Origin of the sequence: Pantoea sp. Cy-639, from assembly GCF_011752525.1 — a bacterium.
Taxonomy (GTDB): Bacteria; Pseudomonadota; Gammaproteobacteria; order Pseudomonadales; family Pseudomonadaceae; genus Aquipseudomonas.
On sequence record NZ_VWXI01000013.1, the window covers coordinates 135,135 to 155,859 of the forward strand.

The 20,725-nt window shown below is 59.6% G+C and carries 20 protein-coding genes; 8 read left to right on the top strand and 12 right to left on the bottom strand.

Annotated features, from left to right (window positions below):
- The first annotated feature begins 219 nt into the window (after nt 1–219).
- Nucleotides 220–945 carry a hypothetical protein gene (locus tag F3J43_RS16890; RefSeq protein WP_166888934.1) on the top strand — a complete coding sequence of 242 codons (726 nt, stop codon included), beginning with the start codon at nt 220–222 and terminating at the stop codon, nt 943–945.
- Nucleotides 946–1,209: 264 nt separating this feature from the next.
- Here the strand turns inward: F3J43_RS16890 and F3J43_RS16895 are convergent, their stop codons facing one another.
- The 3 genes from F3J43_RS16895 to F3J43_RS24135 all read right to left on the bottom strand — a co-directional run bounded on the left by F3J43_RS16895 (nt 1,210) and on the right by F3J43_RS24135 (nt 2,374).
- Nucleotides 1,210–1,485 (bottom strand): pyocin activator PrtN family protein, encoded by a 276-nt coding sequence (locus F3J43_RS16895; protein WP_166888937.1) that lies wholly within the window; start codon nt 1,483–1,485, stop codon nt 1,210–1,212.
- Nucleotides 1,486–1,856: 371 nt separating this feature from the next.
- Nucleotides 1,857–2,243: a hypothetical protein gene (locus F3J43_RS16900; protein ID WP_166888588.1), complete on the bottom strand. Its 387-nt coding sequence runs from the start codon at nt 2,241–2,243 to the stop codon at nt 1,857–1,859.
- A complete protein-coding gene (locus tag F3J43_RS24135) occupies nt 2,240–2,374 on the bottom strand; it encodes a hypothetical protein (protein ID WP_286184691.1) in 135 nt (44 codons plus the stop codon). The genes F3J43_RS16900 and F3J43_RS24135 overlap by 4 nt, the downstream gene beginning before the upstream one ends.
- Here F3J43_RS24135 and F3J43_RS16905 point away from each other — a divergent pair.
- From F3J43_RS16905 to F3J43_RS16915, 3 genes are all read left to right on the top strand, one after another.
- On the top strand, nt 2,358–2,708 hold the full coding sequence (locus F3J43_RS16905) for a primase-helicase family protein (RefSeq protein ID WP_166888590.1): 351 nt from the start codon (nt 2,358–2,360) through the stop codon (nt 2,706–2,708). The genes F3J43_RS24135 and F3J43_RS16905 overlap by 17 nt on opposite strands.
- Before the next feature lie 22 nt (nt 2,709–2,730).
- Complete coding sequence (locus F3J43_RS16910; protein WP_205297922.1) at nt 2,731–3,003, top strand: DNA adenine methylase; 273 nt, start codon at nt 2,731–2,733, stop codon at nt 3,001–3,003.
- Between the two features lie 109 nt (nt 3,004–3,112).
- Nucleotides 3,113–3,685: a hypothetical protein gene (locus tag F3J43_RS16915; protein WP_166888941.1), complete on the top strand. Its 573-nt coding sequence runs from the start codon at nt 3,113–3,115 to the stop codon at nt 3,683–3,685.
- A gap of 98 nt (nt 3,686–3,783) precedes the next feature.
- On the opposite strand, the gene F3J43_RS16920 is transcribed toward F3J43_RS16915, so the two are convergent.
- The 3 genes from F3J43_RS16920 to F3J43_RS16930 form a co-directional block, all read right to left on the bottom strand.
- Nucleotides 3,784–4,488, bottom strand: coding sequence for a DUF2290 domain-containing protein (locus F3J43_RS16920; protein WP_166888945.1), 705 nt, complete (start codon nt 4,486–4,488; stop codon nt 3,784–3,786).
- Nucleotides 4,481–6,634 (bottom strand): DEAD/DEAH box helicase, encoded by a 2,154-nt coding sequence (locus F3J43_RS16925; RefSeq protein WP_166888948.1) that lies wholly within the window; start codon nt 6,632–6,634, stop codon nt 4,481–4,483. Before F3J43_RS16925 ends, F3J43_RS16920 begins: the two co-directional genes overlap by 8 nt.
- 735 nt (nt 6,635–7,369) lie before the next feature.
- Entirely contained in the window at nt 7,370–8,536 is a 1,167-nt protein-coding gene (locus F3J43_RS16930) for an MFS transporter (protein ID WP_166888951.1), read from the bottom strand.
- 94 nt (nt 8,537–8,630) lie between these two features.
- Between F3J43_RS16930 and F3J43_RS16935 the strand changes: the two genes are divergently transcribed.
- Complete coding sequence (locus F3J43_RS16935) at nt 8,631–9,524, top strand: LysR family transcriptional regulator (RefSeq protein ID WP_166888953.1); 894 nt, start codon at nt 8,631–8,633, stop codon at nt 9,522–9,524.
- Between the two features lie 24 nt (nt 9,525–9,548).
- Here the strand turns inward: F3J43_RS16935 and F3J43_RS16940 are convergent, their stop codons facing one another.
- The 4 genes from F3J43_RS16940 to F3J43_RS16960 all read right to left on the bottom strand — a co-directional run bounded on the left by F3J43_RS16940 (nt 9,549) and on the right by F3J43_RS16960 (nt 13,612).
- Nucleotides 9,549–10,058: a flavin reductase family protein gene (locus tag F3J43_RS16940; protein WP_166888956.1), complete on the bottom strand. Its 510-nt coding sequence runs from the start codon at nt 10,056–10,058 to the stop codon at nt 9,549–9,551.
- Nucleotides 10,059–10,165: 107 nt separating this feature from the next.
- Entirely contained in the window at nt 10,166–11,200 is a 1,035-nt protein-coding gene (locus tag F3J43_RS16945) for a methionine synthase (protein WP_166888960.1), read from the bottom strand.
- 27 nt (nt 11,201–11,227) lie between these two features.
- Nucleotides 11,228–12,211: a DUF1852 domain-containing protein gene (locus tag F3J43_RS16950; RefSeq protein WP_166888964.1), complete on the bottom strand. Its 984-nt coding sequence runs from the start codon at nt 12,209–12,211 to the stop codon at nt 11,228–11,230.
- A gap of 816 nt (nt 12,212–13,027) precedes the next feature.
- Nucleotides 13,028–13,612: a hypothetical protein gene (locus F3J43_RS16960; RefSeq protein ID WP_166888967.1), complete on the bottom strand. Its 585-nt coding sequence runs from the start codon at nt 13,610–13,612 to the stop codon at nt 13,028–13,030.
- A 237-nt stretch (nt 13,613–13,849) separates the two neighbouring features.
- On the opposite strand from F3J43_RS16960, the gene F3J43_RS16965 reads away from it, so the two are divergent.
- On the top strand, nt 13,850–14,164 hold the full coding sequence (locus F3J43_RS16965; RefSeq protein ID WP_166888972.1) for a DUF2388 domain-containing protein: 315 nt from the start codon (nt 13,850–13,852) through the stop codon (nt 14,162–14,164).
- Between the two features lie 9 nt (nt 14,165–14,173).
- Here F3J43_RS16965 and F3J43_RS16970 read toward each other — a convergent pair whose 3' ends face one another.
- Both F3J43_RS16970 and F3J43_RS16975 read right to left on the bottom strand, forming a co-directional pair.
- Nucleotides 14,174–15,079 carry a LysR family transcriptional regulator gene (locus tag F3J43_RS16970; RefSeq protein WP_166888977.1) on the bottom strand — a complete coding sequence of 302 codons (906 nt, stop codon included), beginning with the start codon at nt 15,077–15,079 and terminating at the stop codon, nt 14,174–14,176.
- Between the two features lie 106 nt (nt 15,080–15,185).
- Nucleotides 15,186–18,143, bottom strand: a complete 2,958-nt coding sequence (locus F3J43_RS16975; protein WP_166888982.1) for an aminotransferase — start codon at nt 18,141–18,143, stop codon at nt 15,186–15,188.
- A 221-nt stretch (nt 18,144–18,364) separates the two neighbouring features.
- On the opposite strand from F3J43_RS16975, the gene F3J43_RS16980 reads away from it, so the two are divergent.
- Both F3J43_RS16980 and F3J43_RS16985 read left to right on the top strand, forming a co-directional pair.
- Nucleotides 18,365–19,477 (top strand): acyltransferase family protein, encoded by a 1,113-nt coding sequence (locus tag F3J43_RS16980; protein ID WP_166888985.1) that lies wholly within the window; start codon nt 18,365–18,367, stop codon nt 19,475–19,477.
- Entirely contained in the window at nt 19,474–20,607 is a 1,134-nt protein-coding gene (locus F3J43_RS16985; protein WP_166888988.1) for an acyltransferase family protein, read from the top strand. Before F3J43_RS16980 ends, F3J43_RS16985 begins: the two co-directional genes overlap by 4 nt.
- Nucleotides 20,608–20,725: the final 118 nt, after the last annotated feature.

Below are 20,725 nucleotides of genomic sequence, written 5' to 3' on the forward strand. Positions count from 1 at the left end.
CCGGTGATAGAGGTTGAATGAGGTATAAGCTTAGAGAAGTGATAACCTATCGCTGAGGATCAACGGGGAGATATAGAATGGGAGTACAACACACAACCCTCGGTTCAGAGCTACTGCTATTTCCGCTCCGAAGCTTGTTAAGCTCGATTGATTGATGTCTGTAGTTCAATGTCAAGAGTGCAACTCTAAAATAGAATATTTGGTTATAAGGATTATGTTGTGGAGATTTTGCAGCTGGCAGTGAGGAGACTCGCAAATTCGATGAGAATTTATGTTGAAGCACATTGCGAATTTCAGAGGTTAAAATATATAGATAAAGAAGAGGCGATTGATAATTTAGATCGTGCATTTGAATCAAAGCTTGAAGCTTTTCATAGCCTGTACGATGTATCAAAAGATAGAGTCGACTATTTCTCCAGCGCAGATACAGCATCTGTAATTCTCATGCGGAATGCGATCCATCATCGAGATCACTTGCTTTTCAAGAGCTGGAATCACGAAATGGCGCTAGATGAAAAATACAAAAATTATCTTGGGGCAGAATTTCTTTTGGTTGACTATCCAGTTTTAGGGGCTCCCTCTAAAATGCGTTACTTCTATAAGCTTGAGGACTTTTATCTTCGGATAGATGAGAGTTTAAGTTCTCCCTATTTGGAGAAAAAAATGGGAGCTGCTAAACGACGATCGCTTTTGGAAAAAATAAATTCCGAGCTTCGCTTCTTAGATATAAAAGCATACGCAGAATCGGAAAGGTATCCAGTCGGGCAAATCTATATAAATGTCATGCCCATTTTTATTTCTGCAATATGTCGAGTCTTCGGTGCTCTGAAGGAAAGCGGGCTAACGTTCTCTGGGTACGATGCAAAGGTATACGAAGAGCCGTTTACGAATGAGCTAGAAGTTGATTTTTCCAAGTTCACACACATGCCTTTACGCATAGTTTGAGTGTGGATTTTTTTGGGGCGATGTAGCGTCGCCCCGCGGGTTATTTCATGTGTTCGCAACCTCCGGATTACCGTTTTGGTGAATGGTTTAGGATTTCTTAGACTGTCAGCTCGCAAGAAATCGAGTGGCTGCTATTGGTCGCTTCCGCTCCTAGCGAGGTGCAACTTCGGGCCGTTAGCTGCCCTCGCCAAAGGCAGGTCCGGGTTGATCGTCGACGATGTCGACGGCCACCGGTACCTTGCCAGGTGAGGTGCAATCTCCCGATTAGCCGACCCGAAGCGTCTTGTTCAATTGCGCACATTCCTTGAGGGCAGCCTCTCGCTGTTGATCCAGGTATTGCGCCAGATCGGCAATATGAATGCCTCGTGCGCTCTTCTGGCTTGTCTCGAGCCTAGTGATAGGAAGCTTGATCTGTCCGGCAAGAACCTTTCGCTGAAACATGTCAGGGGTGAGGTGGGTGAAGTAGTCGGTGCACACCTGATCGATTGGGATGATGGCTAGCCCGTTGTATTGCGCCATTAGCATGAATGCAGTGTTCATGGCTTGCGCCCTCGCATGATGATGAAGCCAGCTGCTTGACGGGTCTTGGAGCATTGGTCGTGATTGCCCTTCACGCGAGCCTTACCGCAGATGTCGCAGATGAACGACATCGCGGGGCGAAGCATGGGCTGCATACCCTTGCGCATCCGGGTGGAAGGGGGGTAGGGCGATGTGTCGATCATAGCGAATACCTCTCATGGACGCGTCGGGCGTTCGGGCTCAAGGCCAAGCGCTCGTAGTCGGTGATTTTGTTTACAGCCGGTGACGTGCCTTTCTGTGCGTTAACAGGGACTGGCCGGTGCAGTTGGATCAGGGCAGCGATCAGCGCACAGGCCAAAACCAGGCTGACCAACTGCCAGGTGCGGGTTGGGTTAGGCATGCCAGCTCTCCATATGGAGTTGAATGTACGCATCGGCGGCCGTGTCGGTTTCGGCTGGTGTTTTGGTGACGCGCGAGTGCGGCGCCTTCAGGCCCATGCGCAGTGTTCTGGTCACGTACAAGTAGCGGTTTGCGTGCTTGAACAGGTCGTCGAAAGACACTGGGGTCAGGCTCTGCTCGCCATTTCGCACACCTTCAAGACGAGAGCGGTACATCCCGGCCTGGCCGAGCCAAGCGACGGCGTTGTGTTCGGCGTCCGACACAGGGCAGTCGTGGGCTCCTGGTACGGAGCCTTCGTTGTAGCGTCTGCACTTCCTGCAGTGGTACTGGCCGCCGGCGTCACCCTCGCTCATGTACCAATCATGGCGGTGCGTGCTCATGCGGCCTCCTGCTGGTACAGGTCGATCAGGTCTTTCGCATTGGCGGCAATCAGGTCCTCAGCCTCGTCAGGGCAGACGCTGTTGCCGATCAGCCGGATCTGGTCGGTGTTCTTAATGGGGCGCCATTCCAACTGGCCGGTTTCCGGGTTGCTGTGTAACAACCGCGCGGATGAGTACCGTTTTTTGTTGAAGTGGATTGCCTATCCGCTTCAGAACCCTGGCGCGAAGATGGCGACAGCCGTGGTGATGTTCGGGGCCGAAGGGCCTGGTAAAAGCCTGCTGTGGGAAAAGGTGGTGCGGGAGATCTATGGCGCGTACGGCACCACCATCGGGCAGGCGCAGTTGGAAAGCCAGTTCACGGGCTGGCAGAGCCGCAAGCTGTTCGCGCTGGCTGAAGAGGTGGTAACGCCTCGCTGGCACCTACGTCGAAAACCTGTCCTGGCTCGCTTGCGCCGAGCGTTATGATCGAGCGCACACGTTCTTCTACATGGACCCGCCGTATTGGCAGACCGCCGGCTACGGTGTGGACTTCCCCTTTGAGGAGTACCAGCGTATGGCCGACTTCATGCGCCGGTGCAAGGGCAAGGTGATGGTCAGCATCAACGATCACCCGGACATCCGGCGCGCCTTCGACGGCTTCCACTTCGAGTACCTAGATATCCGCTACACCAACACGAACCAGCGGCAGGGTAAGGCTGAGATCACCGGTGAGCTGGTGATTCTGAACTGGTTACCGGATCAGTTAGGGCAGCTGTTCTGAAACTCAGGGGAATTGGAAGCGTTTTGTTCGTAGACGGCGCGTCTTGTAGGATGATCCGCCTCAACGGCATCGCGCTGAGACTAAGGACAACCAGAAGAGGGTAGGGAATGTGAAGACGGATCAACGTCGTGTGTTTTTGGCCGCTGTGGCCCTTTCGATAACAACGGCTTTGGTTGGCTGCAACGACCAAAGCTACAAGGTCACAGGAGACAACAAAAAAGAGATCAGCCAGTACGAGAAGCAACGCGAGGAAGCGATTGCCTACCTCTTGAAGACAACAGCCCATGTCGGCGAAATCCGAAGTCTGTCAGTTCTTCCAGTGGGGGCGGATTTGGTTGCCCAAAGTAAAAAGATGCTGGCTCTCAAGTCTGAGGGGGATGCTTTCGGTGTCCTGTCCCCGCTTTCTCATTGTCGTGGTGCAGGTTACAAGGCTCAAGAGTATTGGTTGACTATGGCAGGAACAGTCCGAACTCAGACGTCAGAAGAAGCGTTGAAGGTATACGTGAATGAAGCCCAGGGCTGTCAGGAGCAAATTGACAATGCCCCGGCCGCAGTCACCTTTATCGAAACGCCCCTTCATAAGCAAGCGCCCGTGGAGGGCTGTTTGAAGGTGGTTTCTCTCGGAGATCAAGAGAAGGTGCAAGCATGGACCTGTCCATCTGAGCTGCTATCTCGGAAGTGAGACGTACTGCGTCGAGCCGGCACTTTAAAGTGCTGGCTCAACACGGTTTCCGCTCGATACATAATATGTTGGGCTTGTCTAAGCTGGCTGGTTAATACTTACGCAAAATAAAATGCTCGCTCTTCATCTGCTTCGAAAAGGTCATTCGCAACTAGGTAACATCTAGTTCTCTCGGAGATGAGGGATCTTTCAAATTTGTTTTTAATTAAATCTGGCTCGTCATCGTCGCCGATTGCTCGCCATTTGTCGCCGTAGTATAACTTGAAAACCAGCAGGGCAAATGCGCTAGGAGTTAGAACACGTCTTACTGCCCACCGGTTTTCGGAGTGGAAACCAATATGAAAGTGAGATGACGGATGATGGAACTTGGCGCGTTGGTTTGGGGCGTTTTCGTATCGAAGAAGGGGAATGGCTCCGACACCTGTCTTGCTCGATAAAAGAGAAAGAAACTCTTCGTGGGTGAGCATGCCGGCTTCGACCATGTCCTGGCGGCTTGTAAACCAGTTATTATATTCGTCAGAGCTTGATGCGTAAGGATTGGGGTAGAATGCATATCGTACATTCTCCTCGCCTTCACTGCTGAACTGGAAGAATGAGTAGTCTGCGAGAAGTATGTTGTAGTGAGAAAGGGCAAGCGCTTTATTGTATACTTGGATGTAAGTTGACGCATCCGAAAGAATTAGGTCGCGAAACTCCGCGCTCACAGGGAGCGGGGCAGGGTTAGAGAAAATTTCACTAACCCCTAATTCCTCGGCAATTTGCCAAACTTTTCCTATTCCAGATCTCACTGCTTCCCTATTCATCTTTAGCTTCCTGTCCGGTTAGAATGCCGTCGATCTCATCGTCGGTGAAGCCTTCGGCGCGGAATTTAGCTATAAACTCTTCCCGTATCTTTTTGGCTCGCAGTGTTCTCTCGCTTGTATCCCTTTGAATCAAGTTCATTTTCGAAAGGTCAGGCATTGTGAAGCGCAGGAAAGGGAAATCGCCAGCAGCTGCGTCAATTTCTTTGCCGATTGGAATCGTAGCTCCCTCACAGCCTGATACGCGAAGCCAAGCTTTCGTGCGAGTGAACGCTACGAACAATTTATTGCGGTCACTCCGTTGGCGGAGCCACATTGCATCAACGCCAACAACATACACTACAGCAGCTTCGTTTCCTTTAGCTCGGTAAACAGTTGAGAGAGTGATCCTGTCTTGAAGTGAGAAAGGCGGTTCCGAATATGGATCCGCGTGAATATTGTTTGTCGCAATGCCCATTAGGGAAAAGCTGGTAGACAAGCGTTTAAAATAGTTGCGGGCGTTGCGGTCATCCAGTGCAATGACAATTATGTCTTCAGGCAGTAGGCCGCCATCCAAAAATGACTTGGCATCCTGGGTGACCCACTCAATCTCGCGGTCGATGTTTGGAGCTGAATAGTATTCGATAAGCTTCGGTAGCTCGTTTCCTTTTAGCGAGACAGGGCTGTTCTCTGCGGGGCGCATGATTTCAACTGGTGCGCCCGTCTCAAACGTTTCTGCTTGCACATTATAGCCAACATCCCGCCAATGGTCGGGGCTTTCCAAAAGTTGAACGATTTCTGAATAGAGGCCAAAGCCCATAGCGTGTGCGGTCGTAAGAACTTCACGTTGATTTCGGTAGCACTTGCTAAGAACGGTATCATTCACGGCTCCAGGCGGTAGCCCCGATGAAGCGCGGTCAAGAGAAATGCACGGTTCATTGTTTTCGTCAAAGCCGAAGAGTTCTTCGGAGGATGGCATTTTTACATTGAGGATATTTTGAAGTTCGTCGTATGCCCAAACAATGTTCTTTTTGTCTCTGGTGCCTCTTGCTAACTGGAAGCATAGTTGGTAGAAGGCTGTAGGGAAGTCCTGTCCTTCGTCAATCAATATGTGATCATAATATGGTTGGACACTGTTGGTCGCTACTAGATCTGCACAAGCATGTTGGAATGGATCTACGCCTGTTGGAGCAGCGCTTCTCGCTGTACCAAAACTCATCGGAATTCTTCCTGCCCGGCGGCTAGCGTCTGAGTAAGTACCATTCGCGTTAGAGCCGCCCCAACCGTGGAGTATGTTGATTTTGGTCCAGTCTGGGTCGACTTCTGTATAGTGGCGGAAAAATTTTGTAATTAAGTTCTTTATCGGTGATCTTAAACTTTTGGTAAAGAACGTTACCAAAATTGTTTCGTTCGGTTTGCTCATGTGAAGGTGGGCGGCCTTCATCGCGAGAATAACAGTCTTTCCTGATCCTGCAAGGCCGCGTATACGCTGTGGGCCATTAATAGTGATCAGTGCAGCAGTTCGTTGTTTTTGATCGAAGTTTGCGATTTCGGCTTCGAGTTCGGAAAGAGCAACTGCTTCTTTATGTAGGGCAGGATTTTGAATTACGCGGCTGCCGCTTCGGGTTAGCGCCTTTGCTCCTTCGATGACCGATCTGGTTTCGTGAACTTGATCAATATTGAGTGTGGACTCATTCTCTAAGTCGGTAAGCAATTCCCTAAGTGCGCCGTTCGTATTGATGACTTCGCATTCGTCAGTGTCGAAGATCCTGTCGGCAGTGTCTGAGTCGCAGTAGATTACGGGCGTGACTTCAATGGCTAAGGCTGACCGGTTTTTTCGCAGTGTTTTGCTTTTTAGGAGTCGTCCAATGAGGATGCTGCAAAACTGATTAAGTGATTCGCTGATTTCTTGAATTTGCGGAATGGGTAGTCTCTCAGCCTGCGAGCCGCTTACAAAGCGGAATGCAATAATTCCGTGTTGGGGGCTTAAGAGTAAAGCGTCAGGTTTATGTGTTACAGTTTCATAATCGGAGTAGCTAGGGAAGTCGTAGTAAAGTACGGCCCCGTCGAGGTTCAGCTCTCCGTAGTTTGTCTTTAGTAGTGATATGAAATCTCGTGCGAGAGGGTCGCTGCCGATTCTGTCGCTCGTTACTAAAATTTCGATTTCCATTCCGGGGTGAGCTCTCTGGGTCGGCTGTGGTAGGTGGTTTCAGCGGCGAATGATCGCGGCAGGTGCTAACGACTATTTCTAATACTATCCCACCATTTCAATGCGTCTCGGTTCCGCTGCCAGCTCCGCGGAGTCTGGTATCTCTGCGCTTGAGTCGATGCGAAGCGTTCACACCTTATATCGCGACTCCGCAGCATTGGAAATAGCAGGCGCATCTTGACCGAAAGGGCAATGCAGATGCCTCCTCCTTCATTGTGACGCAGGCGTCGGAGGTAGCCTGGTGGGCTTAGGTTGGTACGAAATTGGTACGGAGCTGAGTCGCTACACCTTTTTATTCCGTAATCACTGGCCTTTTAAGAAAAGCATGCCCAATCCATCATCGGCGACACAGAGAAGCGGCGGGATGGCTCGGTGCGCAGGGCTGGGGAGGTAGTGGCTTGAGAAGGCATAAGTCTGGGACACGAACTCAGCGAAGCCAGGCGAGGGGATGCGCTGGCAGGCAATGGATAGAGTGAATGCGTGCCAGTTTACCAAGCATGGCGGGATTCGTCCGATCCGATCGACGATAAGCGCCTGGCCGTCTGCGACAATCGCGCATCTGCGCCGAATCCATATCAGCTGAAGTGCCGACATATTCCAGATTCACCGTAGACGCGCGCATTGCAATTTTGGCGAAGCGGCTTGCACACACCGAGCCGCTGGCCATCACTTAATCGGCGGCGGCTGACAGCGCCTTCACGCCACTGCCGCCGCAACCGCTCTCGAGCACCAGGCAAATCCCAGCACCATCAGCAAGCCCAACCCTGCCATTGCCGCGCCAGCCAGAGAAATCGCCGGATAACCCAGCCCTGCATTGATCACCGCGCCGCCCAGCGCCGCACCAATCGCGTTACCCAGGTTGAAGGCGCCGATATTCACTGCCGAGGCCAGGTTAGGGGCGTCCTTGGCGGCTTCCATCACGCGCATCTGCAGCGGTGGCACCAGGGCGAAGCTGGCGAAGCCCCAGATCAGGATGGCAACGGCGGCCGGCAGCGGCCAGCGCATCAGTACGGTGAACGCCAGCAGGACCGCGATCAATACGCCCAGCGACACGATCAAGGTGCGATCGATCGAGCGGTCGGCGGCCTTGCCACCCCACAGGTTGCCCAGGGTCAGGCCTACGCCGAACAGCATCAGCATGGCGGTGATGTAGGCGGTGGAGGCGTGGGTCTCGCTGCTGAGGATCGGTGCGATATAGGTGAAGACGGTGAACATCGCTCCCGAGCCGACGACGGTGAGGGCCAGTGCGCCCAGCACCGGGCCACTGCCCAGCACGCGAATTTCGGCCATCACACCTGCGCCCTGTGGTGCCTTCAGGTTGGGCAGGGCGAACCACAGCGCGGCCATGACCGCGACGCCGAGGCCGGTAATGCCCCTGAAGGTGGTGCGCCAGCCGAACAGTTCACCAAACCAGGTGGCCAGCGGCACGCCGCCGATGGTCGCCAGGGTGAGGCCCATGAACATCGCCGCAACCGCACCGGCCCGTTTCTCTGGCGCGACCACGCTGGCGGCGACGATGGCGCCGACGCCGAAGAACGCGCCGTGGTTCAGCGAGGTCACCACCCTGGCGATCATGAGGCTGGCGTAGTCGGTCGCCAGGGCTGACATCAGGTTGCCCAGGGTGAAGATCGCCATGAGCCCGGTCAGCAGGTAGCGCCGGGGAATCCTGCCGGTGGTCAGGGTCATCAGCGGCGCGCCGAGCAGCACGCCCAGGGCGTAGGCGCTCACCAGCAGGCCTGCGGCGGGAATCGACACTCCGAGGTCCGCCGCGATGCCCGGCAACATGCCCATGGGGGCGAACTCGGTAACGCCGATGCCGAAGGCACCCATGGCGAGTGCAACAAGGGGGGGATTGATACGCATGGAAGGCTCCTTATCTATGCCGGCAATGCTACGATCCAGCCTTTTCAGGCGGTAGATAGCATTTTTGGCAATCACCTTTGCGTAAGAGGCACAAATGGACTTCAACGGCAGATCCGGTGAAATGCTGGTGTTCGCCAGCGTGGCGCATGCGGGCAGCCTGTCGGCGGCCGCGCGGGCACTGGGGCTGACGCCCTCGGCGGTGAGCCGGATCATCGCGCGTACCGAGCAACGTCTTGGCACCCGGCTGCTGTTGCGCACCACCCGTGCAATCACCTTCACCGCCGAGGGCGAGGCGTTCCTGCGTGGCGCCCGACGTATCCTGGCCGACATGGACGAGGTGGAAGCCGCGATCGCCGACCAGGGCGTGCCCAGGGGCCGATTGCGGGTCAGCGCCGCCCTTGGGCATGGGCGGCAGACCATCGTGCCCTTGGTGGCCGCATTCAGCGAGCGCTATCCGAACATCGTCGTCGACCTCGCCCTTGGCGACGAAGTGGTCGACATTCTCGGTGGCCAGGCCGACGTGGCAATACGCTTCGGCCATCTGCCCGACAGCCCGCTGACTGCGCGCCGGCTGGGCGACACCGGCGAGGTCGTGGTGGCATCGCCCGAGTACCTGCAGCGCCACGGTACTCCCCAGGAGCCGGAAGACTTGCTGCGCCACAACTGCCTGGGCTTCAACTTCCGGCGTGCCGAGCCCAACTGGCCGTTCATCCGTGACGGCAAGGCATTTTCCCTGAAGGTCAGCGGCAATATCGAATGCAGCAGTGGTGAAGCGCTGGCGCAGCTTGCACGAGTCGGTGCCGGCATTGCGCGCATCGGCGAGTTCACCGTAAGCGAGGATTTACAGCGCGGCGACCTGGTGCCTCTGTTGCAGGCCTGGAATCCGGGCGACCGGGAACCGATCCATGCGGTGTTCGTCGGTGGCTCGGCCATGCCGGCGCGGGTGCGATTGTTCGTGGATTTCCTGCTGGAACATCATCGGATGTGAAAGGGGTGGCTGGGGCCTGGAGTGTCAGGCCACATCCTGTGCGGCGAGGTTGCAATACTGGCCTTTGAAATACAGCAAAGGTTGCGCGGTGCTGACCTCTTGCAAGTCCAGCGCTTTCACTTCCCCAATCACGATCAGGTGATCGCCGGCGGCATGCTCGGCGTGAATCTCGCAATCGATCCAGTGCAGGCTGCCGGTAATGATCGGGTTGCCCAGCGGCGAGTGCTGCCACTCGACGCCTTGCCACTTGTCCGTGCCTTTACGGGCGAACTGGTTGGAAATCGCCATCTGATCGCCTGACAGGATGTTGACTGCGAAGCGACCAGCCTGGCGAATCCTGGGGTAGCTGGCCGACCCGGACATGACGCTGAATGACACCAGCGGCGGACTCATCGACACGCTGTGGAACGACTGGCAGGTGAAGCCAATCGGTTCCCCGTCAATGTGCGATGTGATCACCGTGATACCGGAAGCGTAGTGCCCGAGGGCCTTGCGAAAGCTCAATGGCGCGATGGGCGTGCTGGAAAGTGGCATGGCAGGTCCTGAAATTGGGTGCAGCGCGCAAGTGTCGAGAACGTTCGCTGACGCCCGATCATCCTGGTTGCCCGGGGAGCCATGTGGGAGGCTCCCCGAACGTTGCGTCAACGCGCGTTCAAGAGCTCGCGGCGGACGATGTCTGCGCCTGCGCTCAGGGCGCTGAGCTTGCCCCTGGCCACTTGGCGAGACAGAGGCGCCATGCCGCAGTTGGTGCAAGGGTAGAGCTTGTCGGCGTCGACGAACTGCAGCGCCTTGCGTAGGGTGTTGGCGACTTCCTCTGGGGTTTCGATGGTGTTGGAGGCCACATCGATGGCGCCGACCATCACTTTCTTGCCCCGGATGAGTTCGATCAGATCCATGGGGACATGGGAGTTGTGGCATTCCAGCGAGATCATGTCGATGCTGGACTTCTGCAGCTTGGGGAAGGCTTCCTCGTATTGCCGCCATTCCGACCCCAGGGTCTTTTTCCAGTCGGTGTTGGCCTTGATGCCATAGCCATAGCAGATGTGCACGGCTGTCTCGCACTTCAGGCCTTCGATCGCCCGTTCCAGGGTGGCGACACCCCAGTCATTGACCTCGTCGAAGAAGACGTTGAAGGCCGGTTCGTCGAACTGGATGATGTCGACGCCGGCAGCTTCCAGCTCCCGGGCTTCCTGGTTGAGGATCTTGGCGAATTCCCAGGCCAGTTTTTCACGACTCTTGTAGTGGCTGTCATACAGCGTGTCGATCATGGTCATGGGGCCGGGCAGGGCCCACTTGATCGGTTGCCGGGTTTGCTGGCGCAAGAACTTGGCATCTTCGACAAAGACCGGCTTCTGCCGAGCCACGGCACCGACAACCGTAGGGACGCTGGCATCGTATCGATCACGAATCCTGACGGTCTCGCGTTTCTCGAAATCGACGCCGCTGAGGTGTTCGATGAACGTGGTGACGAAGTGCTGGCGTGTCTGTTCGCCGTCGCTGACGATATCGATACCTGCCTGTTGTTGCTCATGCAGCGACAAGCGCAGGGCATCTTGCTTGCCTTCGAGCAACGCGTCATCTTGCAATTTCCAGGGGGACCAGAGTGTTTCGGGCTGGGCCAGCCAGGAAGGTTTTGGCAGGCTGCCGGCAGTGGAGGTGGGGAGCAGTTTGTTCATGAAAGATTACCTTGTCTATCCGGATGATCAAAAGGTGTAGTTGGCCGACCACTGCTCGAGCAGGCTCTGGTAGGGTTTGATGAATTGCTCCTCAACGAACTTACCCTGCTCAATGGCGAGCTGGCTGCGCTCCTCTCGATCATAAACAATGCGCGTCAACGAATAATCCTGGTGCTGCAGGCTTGGTTGATAAGACTTGCCGGCTGCGGAGTTGGCGTTGTAAATCTCAGGTCGATAGATTTTCTGGAAAGTATCCATCGTGCTGATGGTGCTGATCAGTTCAAGGTTGCTGTAGTCGCCGAGCAAGTCGCCGGTGAAGTAGAAGGCCAGGGGCGCGACACTGTTGGGCGGCATGAAGTAACGAACCTTCAGTCCCATCTTCTTGAAATAGGCATCGGTCAGGGAGTACTCGTCCTGCTGGTATTCGACGCCCAGCACGGGATGCTGGTTTTCTGTGCGATGGTAAGTCTTGCTGCTCGAGACGCTCAGGCAGATGACCGGTGGCTTGCTGAAATTTTCTTTGTAGGTGCTCGAGTTGACGAAGTGCTTGAACAGCTTTCCGTGCAGGTCGCCGAAATTCGCTGGCGTGCTGAATCCGGGCCGATCCTTGTTGTGCGCCAGCAGCAGTACGCTGAAGTCATAGTCGCGCACATAAGAAGAGAAATTATTCCCCGTGATGCCCTCTATACGCTCGCCGGTCTTGCGGTCGACGATATTCGTCTTCAGGATTTCAATCAGGGGGAGGGCATGTTCACTGCTTTCGCGCTCGATACTCATCTCGACGGAAATGATTTCAAGTTCGACCGCATAGCGATCGCCTTTCGGGTTGTCCCAGTTCGCCAGCGCGTTGAACCGGTTGTTGATCATGTTCAAGGTGTTGCGCAGGTTCTCTTGACGACTTTCCCCGCGCGCCAGATTGGCGAAGTTGGTGGTAATGCGCGTGTTGTCCGAGGGGCGATAGTTTTCGTCGAAACTAATGCTCTTGAGAGTGAATGCAAACGCCTTGTTCATCGTGATCTGCTGCCCTGGTTCCTGAGCTCAAGTCTGAATTTATTTCAGCGCTTTCCAGTATTCTGGTTTCTGCTCGACGGTATTTGAAATGTGCTTGAATGGGGCGTATTTTATGTGTGCTCGCAACTTGAGTGAAATTGAATTGATTTCACAAGAACTTTAATTTTGCTCATGATGTCGTGCGAGTTCAGCTGCAGATGCCCCTGCCATGCAGGCATCACTGATTCGTGCTGGCTTTCATCAGGGCTGGCGTATTCAAGCGTGGTTGGCGAATCCCGCTGCATTCCAGCTACTTACCGTCCGCTCACTTTCGGCACGTCGCGTGCTCTTTCCATCAGGCCAACAGCAGGGCGTGGTGGTTGATCTGGGCGTTGCGCATCTCAGGGACAACCGCTGTTGATCACGGCTGCGAGCCCAGGCGCTGTACGAACAGTTTTGTGGGAGAAGACCCCCACGACGATGGATGACCCTGCTTTTCGTACAGAGCCTTGCTGCTACGCCGGCCCGGGAGGGCAGGGGCCTGTAGTCCGTGAAGCGATCACGCGTGCCAATCAGCCATTGAGCCAGGCTCGCATTGAGGCTGCCGGTGACGGCATCCTCGTTGCACTCCTCGCCCATGAAGGCCCTGACTTCCACATCCGCCTGCGCATCGGGGCCCGTCCACGGGGCAATGACGCCGACATTCAGCCCGCGCAGCGCGGCGTAATCGGGCTGGATGGCCAGTGAGAGCGGCATTCAGTCTCCGTGACGGCCATGGGTGGAGCTTCGAGGCAGGTCCTGCCGGTGTCTGCGCAAACCGGCAGGGCCAGTTCGTACTTATACCTCCGGCGGTAGCGTCAAGCCGAAGCAGGCCAGTGCCAGCAGCAGCGCGCCGATCACGATGAACACATAATTGAGCGCGCTGAACCGAGCGTTGCCATGCCCCTCGGGATCGCCCGCCGCGGCGTTCAGGCCGCGCTGGCCACGCCAGGTGATCCAGGCGGTGACCGGCAGTATCGCCAGGCTGGCGGCGTCGGTCAGGGGAAAGCCGATGTTCTTGCGGACCAGGGCGTCGAGCAGGTTGCTGATGAGCATCGCCACCACGAACAGCGTCGCCAGGGTTCCCGGGCGCCACTCGAATGCACGGCCGTCCTGCTTGAGCCGGTTATCGGCCTGGCGGTACAGCGAGTGGGTGAAGAAAATGGAAAAGAACGCCCGGGCCACGGGCCATAGGCGTTCGCCGCTGCTGCGCTCGAAACATTTCCAGTTCTTGTATGCCCAGTACAGCTGGTAAAGACCCAGGGTGAGGATGTACAGGGTGAAGAACTTGCCGCGGGACACCACGTAGAACGGTGGTTGCTCGGTTTCCCGGGCCGGGGCGGTCAGTTCGGATGGCGACGGGGCATGCAAGTTGTCAGACACGGACACTCCATTGTTGGGGTCTGGAAAAGGGGGGCCACATTACCCCAGCCTGCCGTGCAACACCACCGCCCGCAGCGTGGGCGTCGTCTTTACGGCGCGAGTCGCCAGGCCGCTCGCATGGCTGGACGGTGTTGCCGATACGCCACAGTTTTTAACAATCCTTTGCAAAACTCCTGAAGTCGTCGAGCGGTCGTGGTTGCTAGGGTGCACATCCTCCAAAGCCTCTCGAGTCTTCCCATGAGAACCGTGTTCCCGCCACGCCTGCTGTGGCTGGTTGGTTGCCTGGCCGTCAGCCCGGTCCACGCCACCAGCTTCGTCCTGACCACCGATATGACCGTCAGCCTGACCATGGGTACCAGCCAAGGCACCAGCAGTTCATTCAAGGACGACAAGATCGTGCTGGCCGCCAAGGATGATGCCGCCGCTTTCGTCGCCAGTGACGGTGCCATTCGTGGGGCGCGCATGGAGGCGGCATTGCTGCGCATTCGCCAGGTGCTCGCTGATCCCGACCTGTCGGACCAGACCCTGGCCCGCGCGATCCTCTCGCTCTGATCCGGCAGCCTAGGCCCGCGGCGCCTCCTGCCCGAACACCTCGCGCAGGCGCTCCAGGTAGCGTCGTGCGCCCAGGCCCAGGGGGCGGGACTTGATCCAGATGACATCGACCCACAGCCGCAACCGGCTGGCCATGTTGTCGAAGCGCACCTGCGCCAGCGCTCCCGAGGCGATCAGGGGTTGCACCAATGGCTGCGGCAGATACGCCCAGCCCAGGCCGGACTGCACCAGTTCCAGCGTGGCCAGGTAGCTGTCGGTCAGCCAGATCCGCCGCGACAACACCATGCGTGGATCGGAGCCGGTGGGCTTGCCCGACGCCACGATGATCTGCCGCTGCTCGGCGATCCGCTCCTCGGGCCAGGGCGTGGCATTGTCGTGGCCGACCGAGTGGTGCGGCGAGGCCACGGCTACCAGCAACTGGCTGCCGGCCTCGAGAAAGGATTCGCGTTCGTCGATGCCGGGCCGCTCGAACACCAGCGCCAACTGCACGCTGCCCTCGTGCAGCAGGCGAATGGCTTCGGTCTGGGTCGCCGAGCGCACTTCGATCTCCAGGTTCGGAAATTCCCGGGCCAGTACCTCCAGCGGCAGGCTCCAGCGCCCGGTCTGCAGCTCGGGCGCCATGGCGATGCTCAGGCGTTTCTCCAGCCCCTGGTGCAACTGCAGGGCCTGGGCATCGAGCAGGTTCAACTGGCAGATCACCTGCCTGGCCTGGGGCTCCAGGGCCAGGGCGGCGCTGGTGGGCAGGGCCTTGCGCGTGGCGCGGTCGAACAGCACCAGGTCGAGCTCGGCCTCCAGTTGGGCAATCGCCATGCTTACCGCCGAGGGCACGCGCCCGAGCTTGCGCGCGGCGGCCGAGAATGAGCCGCCTTCCAGCACGGCGAGGAAGATGGCGAGGGAATCGCTGGTAAAGGCCATGGGTGGCGAACCTGGGATAAGCGTGTGCGAATGACCGAGATGATGAACACAAAGGCCTGCCGCCGACAACTGCGGCCCTGCGCAAGGCTGTGCTGGGCCGCTGGGATCACAGGCCTTCGCCGAGGATCCGGTCGATGCTGTCGACGAAGAAGTCGACGCTGGCGCGGGTGGTGCACATCGGTGGCTTGATCTTGAGGATGTTCAGGTAGTCGCCGGTCGGCTGCATGAAGATCCCCAGTTCGCGCAGGCGGTCGCAGAGGATCATGGTCTCCTCGGTCGCCGGTTCCAGCGTCTGGCGGTCGCGCACCAGTTCCAGCCCCAGGTAGAAGCCTGAGCCATGGGCGGCGCCGGCCAGCGGATGCTTGTCCACCAGCGCTTGCAGGCGTGCCTTGAAGTGGCGGCCGATATCACGGGCGTTGTCCCACAACCCTTCGTCGCGCAACACGTCGAGCACCGCCAGGCCGATGCGGCAGCTGACCGGGCTGCCGCCGGCGGAGGAGAAGAAGTAGCCCTGCGCCTCCAGCGCCTCGGCGATCTCGTGGCGGGTGATCACCGCGCCCAGCGGCTGGCCGTTGCCCATGCCCTTGGCCATGGTGATGATGTCCGGCACCACGCCTTGTTCCTCGAAGCCCCAGAAATGTTCACCCAGGCGCCCGTAGCCCACCTGCACCTCGTCGGCGATGCACACGCCGCCGCGTTGGCGCACCTTGGCGTAGGCCTCGCGCAGGTAGCCGGCCGGCAGGGCGATGCCGCCTGCGTTGCCGTACACCGGCTCGCAGATCATCCCGGCCAGTTGACGACCGCTGGCGTCGAGCTCGGCGAGCTTGGCATCGACGTCGCGCAGGTAGCCGGCGGCGCTGTCGGCGCCACGGAAGCGGCCGCGGAAGGTGTTCGGCGCTTCCAGCGGATGCACCCAGTCCGGACGGGTTTCCAGGGCCTGAGGATTGTCGGCGATGGAGGTGGAGATCGCGTCGGTGGCCACCGACCAGCCGTGGTAGGCCTCGAGCACGCTGAGCAGGTCGCGCCCGCCGCTGTAGGCCCAGGCCAGGCGGATGGCCAGGTCGTTGGCCTCGGTACCGCTGTTGACCAGGAACACCCGGTCGAATCCGGGGGGCGCCAGGGCCAGCAGGCGCTCGGAGAACTCGGCGATGGCCGCGTAGTGGAAGCGTGAGTTGGTGTTGACCAGCGACCACTGGCGCGCCGACTCGCTGGCCATGCGCGGGTGGCCGTGGCCGAGCACCGCGACGTTGTTGAGCATGTCCAGGTACGAGCGGCCCTGCAGGTCGATCAGGTAGTTGCGCCAGCCACGCTCGATCTGCGGCGGTTGGCTGTAGTAGTGCTTCTGCGAACGGGCGAAGCTGGCCTCGCGGCGGGCCAGCAGCGCCTGCGCGTCCGGCAGGGGCTCGGCGTCGCAGTCGAAGCCCAGCAGTGCCCGGGGCGAGGGGCACAAGGCCAGCCAGGCGTCGGCATGGGACGGCCTGGCGAACGAGGGCGGCTGGCACTTGTCGGTCACGCACAGCCGTAGCTCGAGCAAACCGCAGCTGACGCCGAGCGACTGGCCTTTTTCCAGGGCCTGGCCGTCCCGCGGTGCCTCTTCCAGGCCGTTCAGCCACAGGCTCCAGTGCGCCGTGCGCAGGTAGCCGCGGTTGTCGCCGGTACGCAGCCAGACGCCGGCCTGGGGGGCCTGCAGGTGGGTGCCCGGTAGCAGGTTGAGGTGCACGCCAAGGGCGCAGGTGGCGGGCTCGTCGGGCCGGTCGACGTGGGTCTGGGACAGGCGGTACTGGCCATGCAGGCTGCTGGCCGGAGCCGGTTGCGCCATCAGCGTGCGGGTGTCGAAACCGGGCTGCTCCCAGTTGCCCGCGTCACAGTGCGGGCTGAGCACGCCCAGGTCGACCCGGGTCACGGCTTGTCCGGCGAGGGTCGGCAGCAATGGCGCGCAATCGCTGAAGTCCGGGGTGTCCGGCGTCTTGCCGGCGGCCAGCAGGATCGCCGCCTCCATCAGCTCCATCGGTACCGTGCAGGCGGTATCGAAGATTTCCCACTCGTGGGCGATGTTGTCGAGGATGTACTGATTGGAGGGCGCCACCGCCAGTTGCTGCTGGCTGCTCAGTACCAGCACCGCGGCACGGTTGAGCACCAGTGGCCACAGCGCGCGCAGTTCGGCGTCGTCCAGCGGGTTGATGGCCTGGTAGGCAGCGACTGCCGGCAGGATGCGCAGGGGGTCGCCTTGGGCATGATGCAGCAGGGCCGCGCAGGTCACCGACAGGTCGGCAATGCGCCAGGTGCGGCACAGGTCGCCGAAGTCGATGACCCCCTGCAACTGCCACTGGCGCTCGGCATCGCGGGCCCAGACGGTGTTGTCGTCGGTAATGTCCAGGTGCACTGCCTGGCTTGGCAGTTGCCTGGCGAGTGGTCGCAGGCGGTCATTGGCCTGGCGGGTGATGCGCTCGAGCTGCTGGCGTCGCTCGTCTGCGGGAAGCGTGGGCAGCAGGTGCTCGACCAGCGCCTGGGCGTGGCGTGGGTCCCATTGCAGGGTGCGCTCCAGGCCGGGGTGGTCGAAATCGGCGAGGGCCAGGTCGACCCGGGCGCACAGTGCGCCCAGTTCGGCTACCAGCCGTGGCGACAGATGTTCGAGCCAGGTCAGCGGCTGGCCTTCCATGTAATCGAGCAGCCTGGCGCGCAGGGGCTGGCGATCCACCTCCAGTGCCAGCAGGGTGGCCTCGCCGCTGCGGCTGGGGTGTACCGCCGGGGTTGGCAGGCCGTGCTCGCGCAGGTGGGCCAGGGCTGCATGCTGGGCTTGCAGCTCGACTTCGGCATAGTTGCCGTGGCAGACCTTCAGCACGAAACGCCCGTGGTCGCTGTCGACTCGATAGTTGAGGTCCTGTTGGCTGCCCAGCGGCTGCACGGTGGCGCTCAGGGCATAGTGCAGTTGCAGCAAGGCCTGGGCCTGGGGAGCATCGAGCGTAGGGCCAGGCTGGTTGGCGCGCTCGATCAGCAGGGCTGGGCATGCCGAGGCGTGGGGGGCGCAGGCGGGCGAAACGCAAGGGGCGAGCGGGGAAGGCATGGCGTGCACCGTATTGGCAGGCAGGTGCAGCCACTCTATGTCTGGCCAGGCTGATGACAAAAGACGATGGTCGTCAGTATTCCTGACAACCGCAAGGCGCAGGCTGGCGCTGAGGCAGGTGTGTCGGGTTCGTCGGGCGCTAGCCGCACCACGCCTTTTATGGATAATGGCGGCGATCTTCATCGCACGATGGGCGCAATTAGCAAATGTCTGGGCTGTCAGTGAGAAAATACGACTATATCGACGCGCTTCGCGGCCTGGCCATCGCCCTGGTGGTGCTGGTGCATGCCTCGCAGCAGGTCAAACCGCTGTCGCAGTGGCTGCAGCAGTTTATGGACGAGGGCGCCCGAGGCGTCCAGCTGTTCTACATTGCCAGTGCCGTGACCCTGTGCATGTCCTGGGCGGCGCGGCGCGCCACCGACCTGCACCCGGTCCGCGACTTCTACCTGCGTCGGGTGTTCCGCATTGCGCCGATGTTCTACCTGGCGATCATCCTGTTCCTGCTGCTCAATGGCACCCATGCCAGCTATTTCGCCCCCAACGGCATCAGTTGGTGGTTCGTGCCGATGACCGCGCTGTTCCTCCATGGCTTGCACCCCGAGACCATCAACTCGGTGGTGCCGGGCGGCTGGTCGGTGGCGGTGGAGATGACCTTCTACCTGGTGTTCCCACTGCTGATGCGGGTGCGGCACATGGGCTGGCTGTTGCTGTTGCTGGTGGCCTCGCTGTGGCTGCAGCAGTACAACGCGACGCTCTCGGCGCTGGTCTTCCAGTATGAGGAGCGGCAGAAGTACCTGATCGACGGTTTCACCTTCTTCAACTTCATCGGCCAGTTCCCGGTGTTCGTGCTCGGGTTGATCACCTACCGCCTGCTGCCGGCGTGCGCGGCGTTCGGCTGGAAGGGTTGGACGCTGATGGGAGGACTGTTCCTGTTGCTGCTGGTGGAGTTCTGCTACCCGCGCCAGGCATTCGTCGAGCACCACGTGGTGGCCGGCGCGCTGTTCGCCCTGTTCACCCTGCTGCTCAGCGCGTATCCCGGCCGCTGGCTGGTGAACCGCGTCACGGTGTGGCTGGGCAAGCTCAGCTTCAGCATGTACCTGGTGCACATCGCCGTGCTCAAGGTCCTGAGCCTGTGGGGCGTGGGCGCCTGGTTCGGCGACGGCAACCTCAAGAGCCTGTGCTTCTTCGTGCTGGTTCTGGCGCTCACCGCGGGCCTGTCCTGGCTGACCTACCAGCGTGTCGAGAAGCCCGGTATCGCCCTCGGGCGCCGGCTGATCGAGCGGCTGGAGAGCACCGCCAGGCCGGCGCCGCAGGGCCAGGAGTCGACCCGATGAACGAGGCCGGCCCGCGCCTGAGCCTTGCACAGTCGCGCCAGCTCGATTCCCTGCGCGCGCTGTCGGCGTTCGTGGTGCTGCTCGGGCACACCTACCAGACCCTGCTGCTGCCGACCCTGCAGTCCTGGTTCACCGCCGTGGTACTGGCGGCGCAGATGGCGGTGATGGTGTTCTTCGTGCTCAGTGGCCTGCTGATCGGCAAGTCGGTCAGCAACAACCTGGCACGCCATGGCCGCTTCGACGCCGTGCGCTATTTCAAGGACCGTGCGTTGCGGCTGTATCCGCCGCTGCTGGCGGCCGTGGCGCTGATGCTCGGCCTCGGGCTGCTGGCGCCCCTGGTGTTTCCATCAGGGACCTCGAACTTGCTGGAGATCGCCGGCGCGCAGTTCGTGCGTTCGTCGTTCGTGGTGGCGCCGAACGATGTGCTCGGGGCACTGACCTTCCTCAACGGCTTCGTGTACGAAAACCCGTCGAGCAACAGTCCGTTGTGGAGCCTGTCGCTGGAGTTCTGGTACTACGTGGCCGCCGCCGCGTTGTTCGTCTGGCGTGGCAACCGACTCGGCGCTGTCGCGCTGCTGGCGTTGGTGGCCTATGTGGCCCGCGCCAATCCGCTGTTCTGGCAACTGGCGCCGGTCTGGTTCGCCGGTTTCGGCCTGGCCTGGCTGCACACCCGCGGGCTGCTGCGCGAGCGCCTGTTCACCTGGCTGTTCGCGGTGATGAGCCTGGCCTTTGCCGGCGCCACGGCCTATGCCCTGTATCCCGACTGGTCGGGCAACCAGCTGGCGATGGCCAGGATCGGCCTGTTCCGCCTGGTGTCGGGGCTGTGGTTCGCCTGCTTCCTGGCCTTGCTGCTTGACGGGCGGGTGCGCTTCGGCACCTGGCTGTACCGCCACGCGGGGTACTCCTACACCCTCTATGTGATCCACTTCCCGATCATGCTGTTCGCCCTGGGGGTGTTCCAGCCGCGCATTCACGGCGATGCCCAGGCCTCGTGGCTGCTCAGCGCGGCGGTGGTGCTGGTGGCGCTGGTCGTCGCCTGGGCATTGAGCCGGGTCGTGGAGAACCGGACATTGCTGCGTGCTGGGCTGCGTGTGTTACGCAAGGGAGGGTCGAGCAAGGCCTCGGCCTGATCCGACGCCGTGGGTCGGTTTCAGGACGCGGCCTGTCGCTTGCACGCAACTGCTGCGTGACAGGGCTGCCATGCTTGCACGATGCCCGCAGGCTGAAGGCGCGAAGACGCACGGCCCG